The following is a 16966-nucleotide window of genomic DNA, read 5'->3' as shown; positions in this document are numbered from 1 at the left end:
CGAGCTGTTCGTCACTGCCGCCGAGACGTTCCCGTCCGACGCCGAGGACCGACCTCACCCAGAACCCGTGCTGGGCCAGGCCGGTGAACAACTCGACCTCGGCGATGAGCCGATCCTGGCTCAGCAGCGGTACCTCGCTGGGCCCGAGGTCCGCGGCATACACCACCGGCCGCTCGACAAGTGCCCGCCGCACCCGCCGCGCCGACTCGGCATGGCGGGTCGAGGCCGGACCGGCCCCGGCGGGTTCACCGAGCAGCCCATGGACGCTGTGTAGATGCTGCAACGCCCGCGGCGGCCGGAACAGCGCGAACACCACCGCGCGATCGATGTCGTAGAGCGCCTCGCCGGCGGCCGGGTCCGACGCCCAGCCGCTCGCGTCACCGTCGGCCAGCGTCAGGGCACCACGGGTGGCCAGCCAGCCCACCGCATCGACGAAGGCATCGCGGTCGGCGGCGCGCTCGGTCGCCAGGTCGAGCCCGTCGATCTGGGCGGTATACACCGCCACCTGGTCCGCGAGCTCGGACAGCGTGATCTGATCGCCCGCGCGACCCAGCGCGGCCAGCGCCAGCGCCAGATACGCGTAGCGGCGCCGATCGAACACCCGGTCGGCGGGAGTGCGCGCGGGCCTGCTCGCATCGAGCCGATCCAGCACCGGGAACACCCGCGCGGTCGTCTCGGTGACTTCGAGCCGGTACCCGAACAATTCCGCCAGATCCTCGCGCAGCTCGGTGGCCCAGCGCCGCACCAGCGGGAGCGCGATGCGATCCGGATAGGTGCGGGTCACCAGGTGATTGGCCAGCACGACGCGGGCGGCGCGTTGATAGTTGTCCAGCGCGAGAGCGTCGATGCGCCGGTGTGTGGTCATGCTCGATCCCCCTCGCTGCCGGTCGCGACCTTGCGCGCAGCGGCGCGCGTCGTCTGGCGTACCTCGAGCTTGCGATTGTTCAGATGAAGCATCCCGGCGGCCGTGCGCACCACCGTGGATCCGCTGTACGCGGAGACGGTGAGCGTGACACCGCTGTCGGACCCGGTGGTCCCGCCGACCCGCCCGCTCACCGGCACCCAGGCTGTCGAGGCGGCGTCGAGCAGCCGCAGCAGCACCTCGGTCTCGCGCTCGTCGAGCACCCGCTCGTGCACATCGGCGCCGGCCAGCGACCGCGCCGCCGCCGCGCGCTCGCGCTGCGCTGCCAGCTGTGTCTCGCGCAGTCGGCGAATCCCCGCGTCGTTGCGGTGGATCCGGGCCGGCGCACCGGCCGAGGGCGGACGCCCGGTCTCGGCCAGCGTCCGCGAGATCTCCAAGGGCGGTGCCTCCCACCAGGATCGGATCGCGGGCACGATATCGGCATCCGGATGCTCGGTGGCCAGATGCCGCGGGCGGCCCAGCCCGAACACCGCGTCGAAGAGGGCGTGCGCGCTGTCGGCGGTGGGCGCGGCGGTGAACCAGGCCGCGAGATGCCGCAGCGCGGATTCCCGGCTCACCCCGCCCTTGCGGGTTTCGGTGACCCGCCGCAGCAGCGACAGCACCGCGGCGATGGCGCTCATGGTGGCCTCCCGCAGCCGCTCGGCCTCGGTACTCGCGCCCGCGACCTCGGCCGCGGGAACGAACCAGGTGCGCAACCCGTCCCAGCGGGAACGCCAATCCGCCTGCCGCCGTGCCGGACTCAGCAGCACCCGTTCATCGCAGCGGGCGGCGCGTTCGATCAGCTCGTCGAGGCCGGTGGCTTCGACCGCGAGGATCGCCGCGGCCAGGCGCGGTGCGAAGCGGGCCAGGTCGAGCCCGAATTCGCGCATATGCGCGAGCAGGGCGTCCTTGTGGGCGAGGAACGCCTCGGGGGTGATCTCGGTGGTGCGGACCAGATCACCGAGCGAGAGATAGAACTGCGCCGCGTGCCCGGCCATATCGGTCAGCGCGATATCGAGCCTGCGCAGCGTGCGATAGACCCGCTCGGCGTCGGCACCGCGATTGGCCTCGGCCAGGGCCTCCAGATCGGCAAGCAGTTCCGGCAGCACCAGTCGCGGCAGCGCCACATCGTCGAGACGGGCCTCCAGCACGCCCGCGACCGCCCGGTAGGCCTGGAACCCGGCCTGGGCGAACTGGTAGACGAAGTGCCGGTTGCGGTATTCGGCCAGGGTCGCCGCCCGTGAGCCGTCATAGCTGCGTTCGAGCACACCCCAGCGGTGCAGTTGGTCGAGCAGCGGGCCGATCTCGGCCGCCGTCAGCCTGGTCAGCTCGCTGGAGGCCCCGGAGTTCGCGGCCGTCCCCTCGGCGGCATCGATCCAGGCGGCGACGTCGTCGGCGTGCAGCAGCACCACATACGCCGCCCGCGCCCGATCGAAGGCGTCCAGCACCCGCAGATAGTCGCCGCGCTTCTCGGCGGTCGCGAAGGAGAACAGCCGAAGACGCTCGTCCCGGTAGGCGGGTTCGGTGCTCGGGGAGCCGTCGACGGAAGCGGTCACCGGGAACAGGGTAATAGCGGGGCGATCGCTACCGGCACGATGAACCCCTGTTCGGCGTGGCCGCGTCCGGTATGCCGGTGTTCGCTCCAGGTGCTACCGGTTGCGGGCCCGGTCTGTCGGGGTGCGGCGCGGCGCTGTCGCGCGCGAGCTAGGCGCTGTCGCGTGCGGGCGCGGCGCTGCCGGGTCCGGGCGCGGCGCTGTCGTGCGGACCGATGCTCAGTCCGGTGCCAGTGCGCGCAGCTGATCGAGGTAGGCGCGGGTACGTGGATCGCCGGGGAACCGTTCGATGATCTCGCGGGCCACCTCGCCGGCGATCCACATCAGCGACGGCAGTGACCGCCGCTTGCCGGAGAACGCCCGCATGCCCTCGTCCAGCGCGAGTTCCAGATCGCGTCGGCGGACCGCCACCACCGCGAGGGTCAGATGGGCCTCCGAGACCCGCATCGGGTTGCGCAGCGAACCGTCGGCACGGGTGGCGTCGGCGATCACCTGCCTGGCGTAGGTCTCGGCGAGTGTGTCGTCGCCGGCGACCCGGCAGCAATCCATCGCGTAGAAATCGAACTTCTGCGGATCGACGACGAAATGATTGTCGATATCGGTGGGGTGGTCGAGCCGGTCCAGAATGGCGCGTCCGGCCGACAACGCCCTGTCCACCTCGCGGCGATCACCGATGCGTGCCCACGCCTTGGCCCGCTGCGCGGCCAGCTGCACGCCGACGCCCAGCGAATCGCAGTCGGCCGCAGCGGGATCCGCGGCATCGATCGCACCGCGGTAATTGCCCTGCGTGAGCGCGAACCAGGCTGCCATTTCCGCACTCCAGCCGACGATTTCGGGATGCTCGGCCTCATGGCCCAGCGAGCGCGCGGCCCGGCGAGTGGCCTCGGCGGTGGTACGGCGGCCGAGATCGTAATCGACACATCCCACCAGCAACGCCACCCAGCCAGCCAATTCCAGCACCTCGCGGTGCTGGGACAGAGTGAGCCTGCCATCGAGCAGCGAGGTGATCCGGCGCAACCAATTGGTGCCCTCGATATGCAATTCGTGCGGATCCGTATAGGGGTATTCACAACACAGCCGTTCGGCGGTGATACGGATGGCCTCGAGGGTGGCGGGGGAGACGTCCGACATACGCAGCCGGCCGATGAATTCCAGTGTGTCCATACCGGTTGCGGCCAGCAGCTCGTCATCGCGGTTGGGTCGCGACTTCGGAAAGAACGCCGCGGTGACGGTATCGAAGGCGGCCGCGATGATGGGCGCGTAGAACTCGTCCGGCCGCGACTCACCCGATTCCCACCGGCGCCAGTTACGCAGCAGGGTACTGTCGGTCGGCAGGTTGTGGGATGACTTGGCGCGCATCGCGCGGACGGCGTCTGCTTGTGACCACCCCCTCGCGTCGCGCTCCGAACGCATCCGAACAGCCCAGACGGGTCGATCGTCAGTAGCGGCCACGTCTGTAGTATCGCACCAGTTAACTTTCGGTGCACCGGATAGGGCACCTAGATGTCAGTGGGTTGACATCTGCTTTCGCCGCAGTTGATCGGACATGATCGAGATGGGCCGATGTTGGTACGGCCCAGCGCAACACCCCCGCATCCGCGGGGAGATCCCGGAGGCGCACTGCTCCCCGCCACGGCGGGGAAAGACCCAGGAGGTACGGGTGGAAGCGTTGATCTATGGATATTTGCGTGACGACTTGGCCGAAGGCCATGGCGACGAGCTGGAAGCCGCGCTACGTGCGCGGGCTCGGGCCGAAGGCCTCTGCTTCGCCGCGACTTTCCATGAATCGACACCGGGTGACGGCACCGCGTTCGCCGAGCTCACCCAGGAACTGAAGCGAGCCGATGCCCATCACGTGGTGGTGCCGTCACTCGATCACCTTGCCGGCCAGACGATTCCGCGGGACATGCTGCTCGCGAAGCTGGCCAGCGATGCGGAGGCCACAGTCTGGACCTTGCAGACCTGAGTCCGCCCGGGCGCACCGCCGCCCGAAATCGGTTGCCGCGGTGCTGAGCCCGTGTCGCCCCTGCGCGCGCGTTCATCGCTGTGCTGTGCCCGGTGCGCCGAGGCGCACTCCGCAGTGTCGATCAGCGACCGAAGCCGCCGGGCCCGCGCCGACGCAGATACTTCTCGAACTCCGCGGCGATGGCGTCGCCGTCGATCTTGGCCATGGTCTCGTTGAGATCACTCGCCGCGTCGCCGCGCTCCTCGAGCGAACGCACGTACTCGCTGATCTCCTCGTCGTTGACCGTCATCTCATTGACCGTCGACTCCCACTCCTCGGCCTGCGCGGGCAATTCCCGCAGCGGCACCTCGATATCGAGGACGTCCTCGACCCGGTGCAGCAACGCGATGGTGGCCTTGGGATTGGGTGGCTGCGAGACGTAGTGCGGCACCGCGGCCCAGAACGACACCGCGGGCACCCCCGCCTTCACGCACTGATCCTGGAGCACCCCGGTGATACCGGTGGGTCCTTCGTATCGGGTCTGCTCCAGGTTGAAGCGCTCGGCCGCCTCCTTGCTGTAGGCGGAACCGGTCACCGGCACCGGCCGGGTGTGCGGGGTATCGGCGAGCAGCGCCCCGAGGATCACCACGGTCTGCACCTCGAGCTGATCGATGAGTTCGAGCAGGTCGGCGCAGAACCGGCGCCAGCGCATATTGGGTTCGATCCCGCGCAGCAACACCACATCGCGGTCGCTGCCCGGCGGCGAGCACACCGTCAGCACCGTGGCCGGCCACACGATCTCCCTGGTCACGCCGTCGACCTGACGCACCATGGGCCGGTTGACCTGGTAGTCGTAATAGTCCTCGGAATCGAGTTCGGCCAGCGGTCTGGCATCCCAGATCAGTTCGAGGTGTTCCACCGCACCGCTGGCGGCATCGCCGGCGTCGTTCCAGCCCTCGAAGGCGGCGACGAGTACCGGATTCCGCAACGGCGGCAGTTCCGGGCCGGGCGAGGCCGGAGATTCACTCGAGTTCACCCGAGCCAGCCTACGACCAGAGCGGATGTGCCGTGACCGCGACGCGGTATTCGCCGCCGCGTGTCGGCGCCGGTGTGGGCGGGGGCACGGTGGACGGACATACTGCGCGGAACGTTGTACGCAGGCTCTACCCTTGAGGGCATGTCTGCGTCCAGCTCCACCGCGTTCGATACCACGCTTCTCGACACGCTCGCTCGCCGTGTCGTCATCGGCGACGGCGCGATGGGCACGATGTTGCAGGCCGCGGATCTGTCCCTGGACGATTTCCGTGGCCTCGAAGGGTGCAACGAGATCCTCAACGACACCCGCCCGGATGTGCTGCGCGGTATTCATCGCGCGTACTTCGAGGCCGGCGCCGATGCGGTGGAGACCAATACCTTCGGCTGCAACCTGCCGAACCTCGCCGATTACGACATCGCCGACCGGATCCGTGAGCTATCGGAGAAGGGCACCCGCCTCGCGCGCGAGGTGGCCGACGAGATGGGTCCGGGCGCGGATGGCTCGGCGCGGTTCGTGCTCGGGTCGATGGGTCCCGGCACCAAGCTGCCGACGCTGGGTCACGCGCCGTACGCGGCGTTGCGCGATGCCTATTCCGAGGCTGCCCTCGGCATGCTCGACGGCGGTGCCGACGCCATCCTGATCGAGACCTGCCAGGACTTGCTGCAGGTCAAGGCCGCGGTCACCGGCAGCAGGCGGGCGATGGAGCACGCAGGCCGCCGGATTCCCATCATCACCCACGTCACCGTGGAGACCACCGGCACGATGCTGGTCGGCAGTGAGATCGGGGCCGCGTTGACGGCGCTCGAGCCGCTGGGCATCGACATGATCGGCTTGAACTGCGCGACCGGCCCGGACGAGATGAGCGAGCATCTGCGGCATCTGTCGCGCCATGCCCGCATCCCCGTGTCGGTGATGCCGAACGCCGGCCTGCCGGTGCTCGGCGCCAACGGTGCGGAGTACCCGTTGACCCCGGAAGAGCTGGCGGTGGCGCTGTCGGGCTTCGTCTCCGAGTTCGGCCTGGCACTGGTGGGTGGCTGCTGCGGCACGACGCCCGAGCACATCCGTCAGGTCACCGAGGCGGTGCGGGAAGTCGAGCCGACCCTGCCGCCGATCGAGCAGCGGCGCGATCCGGTGCACGAACCGGCTGTGTCGAGCATGTACACGGCGGTGCCGTTCGCGCAGGACGCCAGCGTCATGATGATCGGTGAGCGCACCAATGCCAACGGCTCCAAAGCATTCCGTGAGGCGATGCTGGCCGGCGACTGGCAGAAGTGCCTCGACATCGCCAAGGACCAGACCCGCGACGGCGCGCACATGCTCGATCTGTGCATCGACTACGTCGGCCGCGACGGCACCGCCGATATGAGTGAGCTGGCCAGCCGGCTGGCGACCTCGTCGACCCTGCCGATCATGCTCGACTCCACCGAGCCGCCGGTGCTGCAGGCCGGGCTCGAGCACCTGGGCGGGCGCTGCGCGGTGAACTCGGTCAACTACGAGGACGGCGACGGCCCGGATTCGCGGTATCAGCAGATCATGCGGCTGGTCGCCGAGCACGGCGCGGCGGTGGTTGCGCTGACCATCGATGAGGAGGGTCAGGCCCGTACGGCGGAGAAGAAGGTGGAGATCGCCGAACGCCTGATCGCCGATATCACCGGCACCTGGGGTTTGGACGAGTCCGACATCATCATCGACACCCTGACCTTCACCCTCGGCACCGGCCAGGAAGAGTCCCGGCGCGACGGCCTGGAGACCATCGAGGCGATCCGCGAGCTCAAGCGCCGTCATCCGCGGGTGCAGACCACCCTCGGCCTGTCCAATATCTCCTTCGGCCTCAACCCGGCCGCGCGGCAGGTGCTGAACTCGGTGTTCATGCACGAATGCGTGCAGGCCGGGCTCGACAGCGCGATCGTGCACGCCTCGAAGATCCTGCCGATCGCCCGCATCCCCGAAGAGCAGCGCGAGACGGCGCTGGATCTGGTCTACGACCGCCGCCGCGAGGACTATGACCCGCTGCAGAAGCTGATGCAGCTGTTCGAGGGTGTGTCGGCGTCGTCGTCGAAGGCCTCGCGCGCCGAGGAGCTGGCGGCGTTGCCGCTGTTCGAACGGCTGGAGCGGCGCATCGTCGACGGTGAGAAGGCCGGCATGGAAGCCGACCTGGACGAGGCGATGGCCCAGGTGCCGCCGCTGCAGATCATCAACGAAACCCTGCTCGCGGGCATGAAGACCGTCGGCGAGCTGTTCGGTTCCGGGCAGATGCAGCTGCCGTTCGTGCTGCAATCGGCCGAGGTGATGAAGGCCGCGGTCGCCTACCTGGAACCGCATATGGAGGCCACCGACGATTCCGGCAAGGGCCGGATCGTGCTGGCCACCGTCAAGGGCGACGTGCACGACATCGGCAAGAACCTGGTGGACATCATCTTGTCCAACAACGGCTACGAAGTGGTCAATCTCGGCATCAAGCAACCGATTTCGACCATTCTCGACGCCGCCGTCGACAAGAAGGCCGACGTCATCGGCATGTCGGGACTGCTGGTGAAGTCCACCGTGGTGATGAAGGAAAACCTCGAGGAACTCAACGCCAAGGGCATGGCCGACCAGTTCCCGGTGCTGCTGGGCGGCGCCGCGCTGACCCGCTCGTATGTGGAGAACGACCTCACCGAGGTCTACGAAGGCGATGTGCACTACGCCCGCGACGCCTTCGAAGGGTTGCGGCTGATGGACGACATCATGTCCCGCAAACGCGGCGGCGGCCCCGACCCCGACAGCCCCGAAGCGATCGCGGAACGGGAGAAGGCCGCCGAACGCAAGGCCCGCCATGAACGCTCCAAGCGCATCGCCGCCGAACGCAAGGCCGCCGAGGCGCCGGTCGTGGTCCCCGAACGTTCCGATGTGGCCGCCGACCTGCCGGTGCCGGTGCCGCCGTTCTGGGGCACCCGCGTGATCAAAGGCCTGGCCCTGCACGAGTATTCGGGGCTGCTCGACGAACGCGCGCTGTTCCTCGGCCAGTGGGGGTTGCGCGGGCAGCGCGGCGGCGAGGGCCCCAGCTACGAGGAGCTGGTCGAGTCCGAGGGCCGCCCCCGGCTGCGGGCCTGGCTGGACCGGCTGTCCACCGAGGGCGTGCTCCAGCACGCGGCGGTCGTCTACGGGTACTTCCCGGCGGTGTCCGAAGGCGATGACGTCATCGTGCTGACCGAACCCGATCCCGCCGCCCCGCAGCGGTATCGGTTCACCTTCCCGCGTCAGCAGCGCGACCGGTTCCTGTGCATCGCCGATTTCATCCGTTCCCGCGAACGCGCCGTCGAGACCGGCCAGGTGGACGTGCTGCCCTTCCAGCTGGTCACCATGGGCCAGCCCATCGCCGACTTCGCCAATGAACTGTTCGCCGCCGACAACTACCGCGATTACCTCGAGGTGCACGGTATCGGCGTCCAGCTCACCGAGGCGCTCGCCGAATACTGGCACCGTCGCGTCCGCGAAGAACTGGTGTTGGAAGGGCATTCGGTCGCCGAATCCGATCCCGACGACGTCCAGGAGTACTTCAAGCTCGGCTACCGCGGCGCCCGCTACTCCTTCGGCTACGGTGCCTGCCCCGATCTGGAAGACCGTGCCAAGCTCGTCGATCTGCTCGACGCCGAGCGCATCGGGGTCACGCTGTCGGAAGAACTGCAGCTGCACCCCGAACAATCCACCGACGCGTTCGTGCTGCTGCACCCGGAGGCGAAGTACTTCAACGCCTGAGTGCGGGCACCCGGGCCGGGCCCGGGTGCCCTCGGCGGCACGATTGCGACAGGCTGTGACGGTTCTCACGGATAATCGTCCGCCGGTGGGGTATGGGCGACCTCCGGGGCTGCTGCGCCCCGGTGACCTGGGTGTTTCCGGTGTAGCCCGGCCGGATTCCGGCTCACGCGGCACCCGGTTCGGCGTGAGAACGCCACGACACCCCGCCACCGCACCATCCACGCGGGCGAAACCAGCAACGCTGCTGGAACCTGTCGGACGCTTATGCCATTGTCGGAGGGTGGCAACTGCATCCGGGGCAGTCGGCGGATGCGAGTTCATCCTGCAGCTCACCGGTGCAAACGACTTCGGCGCGTAGGGATTCCAGGCTGGTCCTGGCTCGGGCGCGAAGTGCTGGAGGACTCGGCGGGAAAGCAGGAGGGGCACAACCTCATGACGGCGGATCGGTTGATCGCTGGACGGTATCGGCTCACGGATCCGATCGGGACGGGCGCGATGGGCGTGGTGTGGCGCGCCACCGACGTCCGGTTGCGGCGCACCGTGGCCGTCAAGCAGGTGTTGCTCGGCCCCGGACTCACCCGCGAAGCCGCGCTGGAAGCGAAACTGCGCGCCAAGCGTGAGGGCCGGATCGCGGCACGCCTGCACCATCCCAATGCGATCACCGTCTTCGACGTCGTCGAGGAAGACGAACAGCCCTGGTTGGTCATGGAGTACATGGACGCGCCCAGCCTGGCGGCCAAACTCGCCGGTGGGCGCACCCTGCCCGCCATGCAGGTCGCCAGGATCGGCGCTCAGGCCGCTGCCGCCCTGGCCGCGGCACACGATGCGGGCATCGTGCACCGCGACGTCAAGCCGGCCAACCTGCTGGTGGCCGACGACGGCACCGTCAAGATCACCGACTTCGGCATCTCCCGCGCGGTCGGCGACGTCACCGTGACCGCGACCGGTTTCCTGGCCGGCACCCCCGCCTACCTCGCGCCAGAGGTCGCGCGCGGCGAGAACCCCGAACCCGCCTCCGATGTCTTCGCACTCGGCTCCACTCTGTACGCGGCGGTCGAGGGCGCGCCACCCTTCGGTGAGGGCGACAACCCCCTCGCGGTACTGCACGCGGTGGCCCGCGCCGAGGTGCGCGCACCGGAGCAGGCCGGTGATCTCGGACCCGTGCTGATGCGGCTGCTCGCCGCCACCGTCGACGAACGCCCGACCATGAAGGAAGCCAGGCGCGCACTGGAAGATGTTGCGGCGGGGCGCAGTCCACGGGTGGGCGTCCTCGCGGCGACCAAGGTGCTGCCGCATCCGTCGCCGGCGCGGGACACCGACAACGCCGCCGCGGCCACCCAGGCGGTGCCGCGTCCATCCTCCGGCCCGGCCCCGAGCCCTGCGCCGAGCCGTCCGGTCCTGCCCGCCGCGCCGGGCACCGTCCCCGCCGCGCCCGGCACCGTCCCCGGCGGGCCGGTGCCGTCCCGGTCGGGTTCGGGTCGTGGCCGCGTGATCGCGCTGGTCGCGGCGGCCTCCGCGGGCGTACTCGTGCTCGTCGCGCTGATCGCCGCCGCGGTCAACGGCGGCGGCGAACCATCGGCGGGCGGATCCGGATCGCCCGCGGTTACGGCGACGCAGCCCTCGGTCGACGCCGTCGCCCCGGATGGTTCCGGCACCGGCGAATCCTCCTCCGACGACGCCACCACCACCGCACCGACGACCACCACGACCACGGCCACCCCCAGCACGACCACCTCGTCCGCCACGACGACCCCGTCCGGTCCACCGACCCCTGAACGGGTGGTGCAGTTCGTCAGCGGCTACTACGGCATGCTCCCCGGCAATGCCGCAGCCGCCTGGTCCCAGCTCGCACCCGCCTACCAGGCCCAGACCGGTTACAGCGACTACCTGAACTTCTGGTCCGGCATCAGCGCCGTCACCGTGCACAGCGTCACACCCAACGGGGACACCGGAGCGACGGTCTCGCTGACCTATACCCTGAAGGACGGCTCGACCTCCACCGAGAGCCGGTGGATCCAGGTCGCCTCGGACAACGGGCGGTTGCTGATCGCCAATTCGGGACTGTAGGGGGAACACGCAGAGGAGAGGATCAGGTGAGCACGCGGCCGGCGGGTGTGCTGTGGGATATGGACGGCACACTGCTCGATTCGGAGAAACTGTGGGATATCGCGGTGCGCGACCTCGCCGTCGAGCTCGGCTCGCAGATGACCGATGAGCTGCGCCGGTCACTGATCGGCGCCTCCGGCCCCAACGCACTGCGCATCGTGTTCACCGGACTCGGCCTCGATCCACAGCCTGCGGCGATGCGCGCCGCGGGCGAGTTCCTGGAGCGTCGGGTCACCGAGCTGATGGCAGAACCCATCCCGTGGCGCCCCGGAGCGAAGGACGCGCTCGCGATGGTGCGCGCGGCCGGACTGCCGAGCGCGCTGGTGACCAACACCAAGCGTTCGCTTGCCGAATTCGGCCTGGACACCCTCGGCCGGGAGTACTTCGACGCGTCGGTCTGCGGCGACGAGGTGCCGCACGGCAAACCCGAGCCCGATGTCTACCTGCGGGCGGCCGAGCTCCTGGGGCTCGACCCGAAAACCTGTGTGGCGGTGGAGGATTCGCCCACCGGTGTGGCGGCCGCGGAGGCCGCGGGCTGCGCGGTGCTCGTGGTGCCGTGTGAGATCGCGGTGCCCGAGGCGCCGATTCGTACCCAGCGCGATTCGCTGGTCGCACTCACCATGGCCGACCTCGGTGCGGTGCTGGATACTCGGTATCCGGTGGGCCGGGGCTGAGGCCACGTCACCGGTTCCCGTGTCCGCGCAGGTCGAATGTGTTGCCGGACAACAAGACCGAACGGTCCGTGACGATTGTCACCGCCTATCTCAGGAAAACCCGGGCGTGTCGGGAATAGTCCGATAACAATGTCGCTATGGCAGCGACGGTAGCCCTGGACGAGATCGTCGACACCACTCGCTTTCCGATCACCGAACCCGACAGCGCCGGTTGGCGCGCGGCGGTGGCGGCGGCGCGAGCCGACCTGGCGCAGGACGGATGTACCGTGCTGCGCGAATTCATCCGGCCGGAGCTGCACGAGCGGCTGCGGGAGCAGGGTGAGCAGATGGCCCCGCACGCGCACTATCAGGTGGAGCGGGTCAACGCCTACAACATTCCGCTCGATACCGCACTGCCCGAGGATCATCCGGGGCGCATCGTGCTCGAACGCGGCAACGCCTTCGTCCCGCGCGACCGGATCGCCACCGACGCGCTGATCCACCAGCTCTACACCAGTCAGCTGTTCCAGCGATTCGTGGCCGATTGCTTCGGCTTGCCCGGTCTGCACGAATTCGCCGACCCGCTGGCCGGACTCGTGCTCAACGTCGTCGCGCCCGGCATGTCACACCCCTGGCATTTCGACACCAACGAATACACCGTCAGCATGCTCACCCAGGCGCCCGAAGCGGGCGGAGTCTTCGAATACTGCCCGGGCATCCGCTCACCGCACGCGGAGAACCTCGACGATGTGCGCGCGGTGCTCACCGGCACCGGCCAGCACCTGATCCAGCGGCTCGAGCTGCGCCCGGGCGATCTGCAACTGTTCCAGGGCCGTTTCTCCCTGCACCGGGTCTCCCCGGTGAGCGGCCGCACCCAACGGCATACGGCGATCTTCGCCTACAGCGACCGACCAGGTGTCATCGGCACCGTGGAACGCACCCGTCAGCTCTTCGGACGGGTGCTGTCGGACCATCACGCCGCGGCCGACGCCGTCCGTGGCGACCGGCTACTCGACTGAGCAGCGCAGTTCGACCCGAGAGGAACCATCGTGTCCGTGCCTATGCACACCACCGGGAAAGCCTCCTTCGACGACATCTACGACCGCCCCGATCCGCGCGCCTACTACGCGCGCATGGCCGAATTGGATTACTGCATACCGCAGTTGGCGAAGCCGCATTTCGAGCAGCAGCTCGCCGAATACCGCGACGCCACCGGGGTGAGCGCACCGACCGTGCTCGATATCGGCTGCTCCTACGGCGTCAACGCGGCCCTGCTGCGGCTGGACACGACCATCGACGAACTGGGGGAGTACTACGGCGCGGCCGCCGCCGACGATCCGGCCGCGCTGATCGCCCTCGACCGGGCCCGCCTCGCCGCCGACGACACGCGGCCGGAGGTCCGCTTCGTCGGCATGGACGCCTCGCGTCCGGCTCTGGACTACGCGCACGCCGCCGGCCTGCTGCACGACATCGTGCACGCCGATCTCGAGGCCACCGACCCCACCGACGAGCAGCGCCGGATCCTGGCGGCCGCCGACCTGGTGATCTCCACCGGCTGTATCGGCTATGTCACCGAGAAGACCCTGCTCCGGGTGGCCACCGCCGACCCGGAACACAGGCCCTGGATGGCACACTTCGTCTTGCGCATGTACGGCTTCGACGCGATCGAGGGCGAGCTTGCGGCCCTCGGCTACCGCACCGAACGGATGCCGGGCGATTTCGCGCAGCGCCGCTTCGCCTCCGATGCCGAACAGGCGCAGGTGTTGAATACTCTGTCCGCCAACGGAATCGATCCGACCGACCGGGAAGACAGCGGTTGGCTCTACGCCAATCTCTACATTTCCCGCCCCGCCGCCTGACATCGACTCACACCGAGGAATCAGACTTGACCGAACGCACGTTTGCCGCCGAGGACCAGCTGCCCCGGGTACCGCTACCGACGCTGGACGACAGCTGTACCCGGTTCATCGAGTGGTGCACTCCGCTGCTGACCGCCGACGAACTCGCCGCCACCGAGGCCGCCGTCGCCGATCTGCTGCGCCCCGGCGGCCCGGGCCGGACCCTGGATGCCGCGCTGCGCGACTACGACGCCACCCCCGGCGTCGGCAGCTGGCTCGACGAGTTCTGGCCGTCGCGGTATCTGGGCCGGCGCGACCGGATCGCGCTCAACGCCAACTTCTTCTTCCTGTTCCGCGACGACACCACCCTGGCGACATCCACCGGGCCCGGGCAGGTGGAGCGAGCCGCGGGCATCGTCAGCGCTGCCGTCGACTACAAGCTGGCGCTGGATCGGGAGGAGATCCCGCCGGTCACCCAGCGCGGGCAGCGGCTGTCGATGTGGCAGAACAAGTACCTGTTCTCCGAGACTCGCATTCCGGGCGAAGAACAGGACACCGTGCGTGTGCCCTACAGCCCCGAATGGCCGGGGCCCTCGGACGCGCGCCACATCCTGGTCTTCCACCGCGGCAGCATGTTCCGGATGGAGGTGATCGGAACCGACGGCGCACCGCACAGCTTCGAGGATCTGTCCGACGGGCTGCGCGCGGTGCTCAAGGCCGGAGCGAAGTACGCCGCCACCGACACCGCGGTCGGGCATCTGACCACGCTGCCCCGCGCGGACTGGGCCCGCAGCCGCGCGGGTCTGCTGGCCGAACCGGTCAACGCCGCGGCACTCGACACCATCGAGACGGCACTGTTCTGCGTCTGCCTGGAGGATTTCGCTCCGCGCGACGAAACCCACGCCTGCGACATCCTGCTGCACGGCGACAGCGCCAACCGCTGGTTCGACAAGTCGGTGTCGTTCATCGTCTTCGCCGACGGGCAGGCGGGCATCAACGTCGAGCATTGCGGTCTCGACGGCACCACGATCCTGTCGTTCGTGGACACCCTGCTGGAATCGACGGTCGCCGAACACGCCGAGCGCTCCGGTGCCAGGCCGCAGGGGCTGCCGGTGGTAGAGCCGATCGAGTTCCGGCTCAGCGCCGCCCAGCGCGCCGAGATAGCCGCGGCGGGGGCGGCGTTTGCCCGCTATGCGGCCGAGAACGCCACGACCACGGTGTCGTTCGACGATTTCGGCACCGCCAAGGCCAAGCAGCTCGGCATCTCCCCGGATGCCTTCGCGCAGCTGAGCTATCAGCTGGCCCACCGCCGCAGCAAGGGCCTCACCGGCGCCACCTACGAATCCATCGCCACCCGCCAGTACCGCAACGGCCGCACCGAGGCCATGCGGGTGATCACCCCGGAGATGGTGGCGTTCGTCGACGCGATGGAAGACGCCTCCGCCGACACCGCCGCCACACTGGCCGCCGCCGAGGCCGCCGCGGCCGCGCACGTGGCCCGGGCCAAACAGTGCCAGTCCGGGCAGGCGCCGGAGCAGCACCTGTGGGAGCTGGAATGGATCCAGCGTCGTCGCGGCACCGAGCTGGGCGTCACCGAGCCCATCCCGCTCTACAGCAGCCCCGGCTGGACGATCATGCGCGACGACTACCTGAGCACCAGCTCCGCGCCGTCGGTCAATATCCGGTACTTCGGGTTCGGTTCCACCAGTTCTCGCTGCATCGGCGTGGCCTACGTGCTGCTGCCCGATCGCTGGAACCTCTACCTGGCCACCCCCGCGCCGGTCGCCGACCAGATGCACGCCTTCGCCGACCACCTGCGCACGGCGGTCGCCGATCTGGAAGCCCTGCTCGCCGCCCGGTGACGTTCGGGTCGGGTGGCGTCCGGCGGCTGCGGCCGGGCGGACGCCACTCGACCGGAAACGGTTTGCGGGGGTCTGAAACAATGACAACCCGTGAAGACTTTCGAGGCCCTGTTCGCCGAGCTCCAGGATCGTGCCGTCACCCGACCCGAGGGGTCGGGGACGGTGGCCGCGCTGGACGCGGGCGTGCATACCCAGGGCAAGAAGGTGCTCGAAGAGGCCGGTGAGGTGTGGCTGGCCGCCGAACACGAGAGCGACGAATCGCTCGCCGAGGAGATCTCGCAGCTGCTGTACTGGGTGCAGGTGCTGATGGTGGGTCGCGGACTGCGGCTAGAGGACGTCTACCGACATCTGTGACGTCCGCCGCGAATCCGCCGTCATCCCTCCCGAAAGGACCCCTCTCATGCTGCGCGTCGCAGTCCCCAACAAAGGCGCACTCTCCGAATCGGCCGTGTCGATCCTGTCCGAGGCCGGCTACCGCAAACGCACCGATTCCCGTGACCTGACCGTCCTGGACCTGGCCAATCAGGTGGAGTTCTTCTTCCTGCGGCCCAAAGACATCGCCATCTACGTCGGTTCCGGTGAACTCGATCTGGGCATCACCGGCCGCGACCTCGCCCTCGACTCGGCGGCACCGGTGACCGAGCGGCTCGCTCTCGGTTTCGGCGGTTCCACCTTCCGCTACGCCGCCCCGGCCGGCCGCGACTGGACCGTCGAGGACCTCGCGGGCAAGCGCATCGCCACCTCCTACCCGAACCTGGTGCTGTCGGATCTGGCCGGGCGCGGCATCGAGGCCGAGGTCATCCGGCTCGACGGCGCGGTGGAGATCTCCATCCAGCTCGGCGTCGCCGACGCCATCGCCGACGTGGTCGGCTCCGGGCGCACCCTGCGCCAGCACAATCTGGTCGCCTTCGGCGCCTCGCTGTGCGATTCGGAGGGCGTGCTGATCGAGCGCGAGGGCTCCGACCGCGACGACAAGGCCCGCAACCAGCTCATCGACCGGGTCAAGGGTGTCGTGTTCGCCCAGCAGTACCTCATGCTGGACTACGACTGCCCCAAGAGCCTGCTCGACCAGGCCGCCCAGATCACCCCCGGCCTGGAATCGCCGACCGTGTCGCCGCTCACCGATCCCGACTGGGTCGCCGTGCGCGCGCTGGTACCGCGCAAACTGGGCAACTCGGTGATGGATCAGCTCGCCGACCTGGGCGCCAAGGCGATCCTGGCCACCGACATCCGGTCCTGCCGGGCCTTCTGAGGACTCGGGCAACCCCGGCGTTCGCGCCGGGGTTGGCCTCACCCTGAATTCAACCCGTGTGCCGGGCATCCCGGCGTTGCTA

Annotated in this window: 13 protein-coding genes; 9 read left to right on the top strand and 4 right to left on the bottom strand. The window is 69.0% G+C overall.

Features of this window, described 5'->3' with window-relative positions:
- From GV790_RS31405 to GV790_RS26250, 3 genes are all read right to left on the bottom strand, one after another.
- On the bottom strand, window positions 1-865 hold an 865-nt coding region (locus GV790_RS31405; protein ID WP_256673536.1), incomplete at its 3' end, for a DUF2398 family protein.
- Window positions 862-2457, bottom strand: coding sequence for a TIGR02677 family protein (locus GV790_RS26255; RefSeq protein WP_163817050.1), 1596 nt, complete (start codon window positions 2455-2457; stop codon window positions 862-864). The genes GV790_RS31405 and GV790_RS26255, both read right to left, overlap by 4 nt.
- Before the next feature lie 216 nt (window positions 2458-2673).
- The gene (locus tag GV790_RS26250) at window positions 2674-3813 is read right to left on the bottom strand and encodes an XRE family transcriptional regulator (RefSeq protein ID WP_163817048.1); all 1140 of its coding nucleotides are present in this window, start codon (window positions 3811-3813) and stop codon (window positions 2674-2676) included.
- A gap of 301 nt (window positions 3814-4114) precedes the next feature.
- Here GV790_RS26250 and GV790_RS26245 point away from each other — a divergent pair, with 301 nt between their 5' ends.
- The gene (locus GV790_RS26245; RefSeq protein ID WP_163817046.1) at window positions 4115-4420 is read left to right on the top strand and encodes a hypothetical protein; all 306 of its coding nucleotides are present in this window, start codon (window positions 4115-4117) and stop codon (window positions 4418-4420) included.
- A gap of 121 nt (window positions 4421-4541) precedes the next feature.
- Here the strand turns inward: GV790_RS26245 and GV790_RS26240 are convergent, their stop codons facing one another.
- A complete protein-coding gene (locus GV790_RS26240) occupies window positions 4542-5435 on the bottom strand; it encodes a PAC2 family protein (protein ID WP_036537599.1) in 894 nt (297 codons plus the stop codon).
- A 141-nt stretch (window positions 5436-5576) separates the two neighbouring features.
- On the opposite strand from GV790_RS26240, the gene metH reads away from it, so the two are divergent.
- The 8 genes from metH to hisG all read left to right on the top strand — a co-directional run bounded on the left by metH (window position 5577) and on the right by hisG (window position 16884).
- Window positions 5577-9173, top strand: a complete 3597-nt coding sequence (metH, locus tag GV790_RS26235; RefSeq protein ID WP_163817045.1) for a methionine synthase — start codon at window positions 5577-5579, stop codon at window positions 9171-9173.
- Window positions 9174-9605: 432 nt separating this feature from the next.
- Window positions 9606-11240 carry a serine/threonine-protein kinase gene (locus GV790_RS26230; protein WP_163817043.1) on the top strand — a complete coding sequence of 545 codons (1635 nt, stop codon included), beginning with the start codon at window positions 9606-9608 and terminating at the stop codon, window positions 11238-11240.
- Between the two features lie 26 nt (window positions 11241-11266).
- A complete protein-coding gene (locus GV790_RS26225; protein WP_339384715.1) occupies window positions 11267-11953 on the top strand; it encodes an HAD family hydrolase in 687 nt (228 codons plus the stop codon).
- Between the two features lie 137 nt (window positions 11954-12090).
- Entirely contained in the window at window positions 12091-12951 is an 861-nt protein-coding gene (locus tag GV790_RS26220; protein WP_163817041.1) for a HalD/BesD family halogenase, read from the top strand.
- A 42-nt stretch (window positions 12952-12993) separates the two neighbouring features.
- Complete coding sequence (locus GV790_RS26215) at window positions 12994-13791, top strand: class I SAM-dependent methyltransferase (RefSeq protein ID WP_163817058.1); 798 nt, start codon at window positions 12994-12996, stop codon at window positions 13789-13791.
- Window positions 13792-13817: 26 nt separating this feature from the next.
- The gene (locus GV790_RS26210) at window positions 13818-15632 is read left to right on the top strand and encodes a choline/carnitine O-acyltransferase (RefSeq protein ID WP_163817039.1); all 1815 of its coding nucleotides are present in this window, start codon (window positions 13818-13820) and stop codon (window positions 15630-15632) included.
- Window positions 15633-15722: 90 nt separating this feature from the next.
- Entirely contained in the window at window positions 15723-15986 is a 264-nt protein-coding gene (locus GV790_RS26205; RefSeq protein ID WP_014351583.1) for a phosphoribosyl-ATP diphosphatase, read from the top strand.
- Between the two features lie 46 nt (window positions 15987-16032).
- Window positions 16033-16884 (top strand): ATP phosphoribosyltransferase, encoded by an 852-nt coding sequence (gene hisG, locus GV790_RS26200; RefSeq protein WP_163817038.1) that lies wholly within the window; start codon window positions 16033-16035, stop codon window positions 16882-16884.
- The last annotated feature ends 82 nt before the right edge of the window (window positions 16885-16966 follow it).

The sequence above is a fragment of the Nocardia cyriacigeorgica genome, assembly GCF_010858045.1.
GTDB lineage: Bacteria > Actinomycetota > Actinomycetes > Mycobacteriales > Mycobacteriaceae > Nocardia > Nocardia cyriacigeorgica_E.
This window is presented reverse-complemented; position numbering and strand designations above follow the sequence as displayed.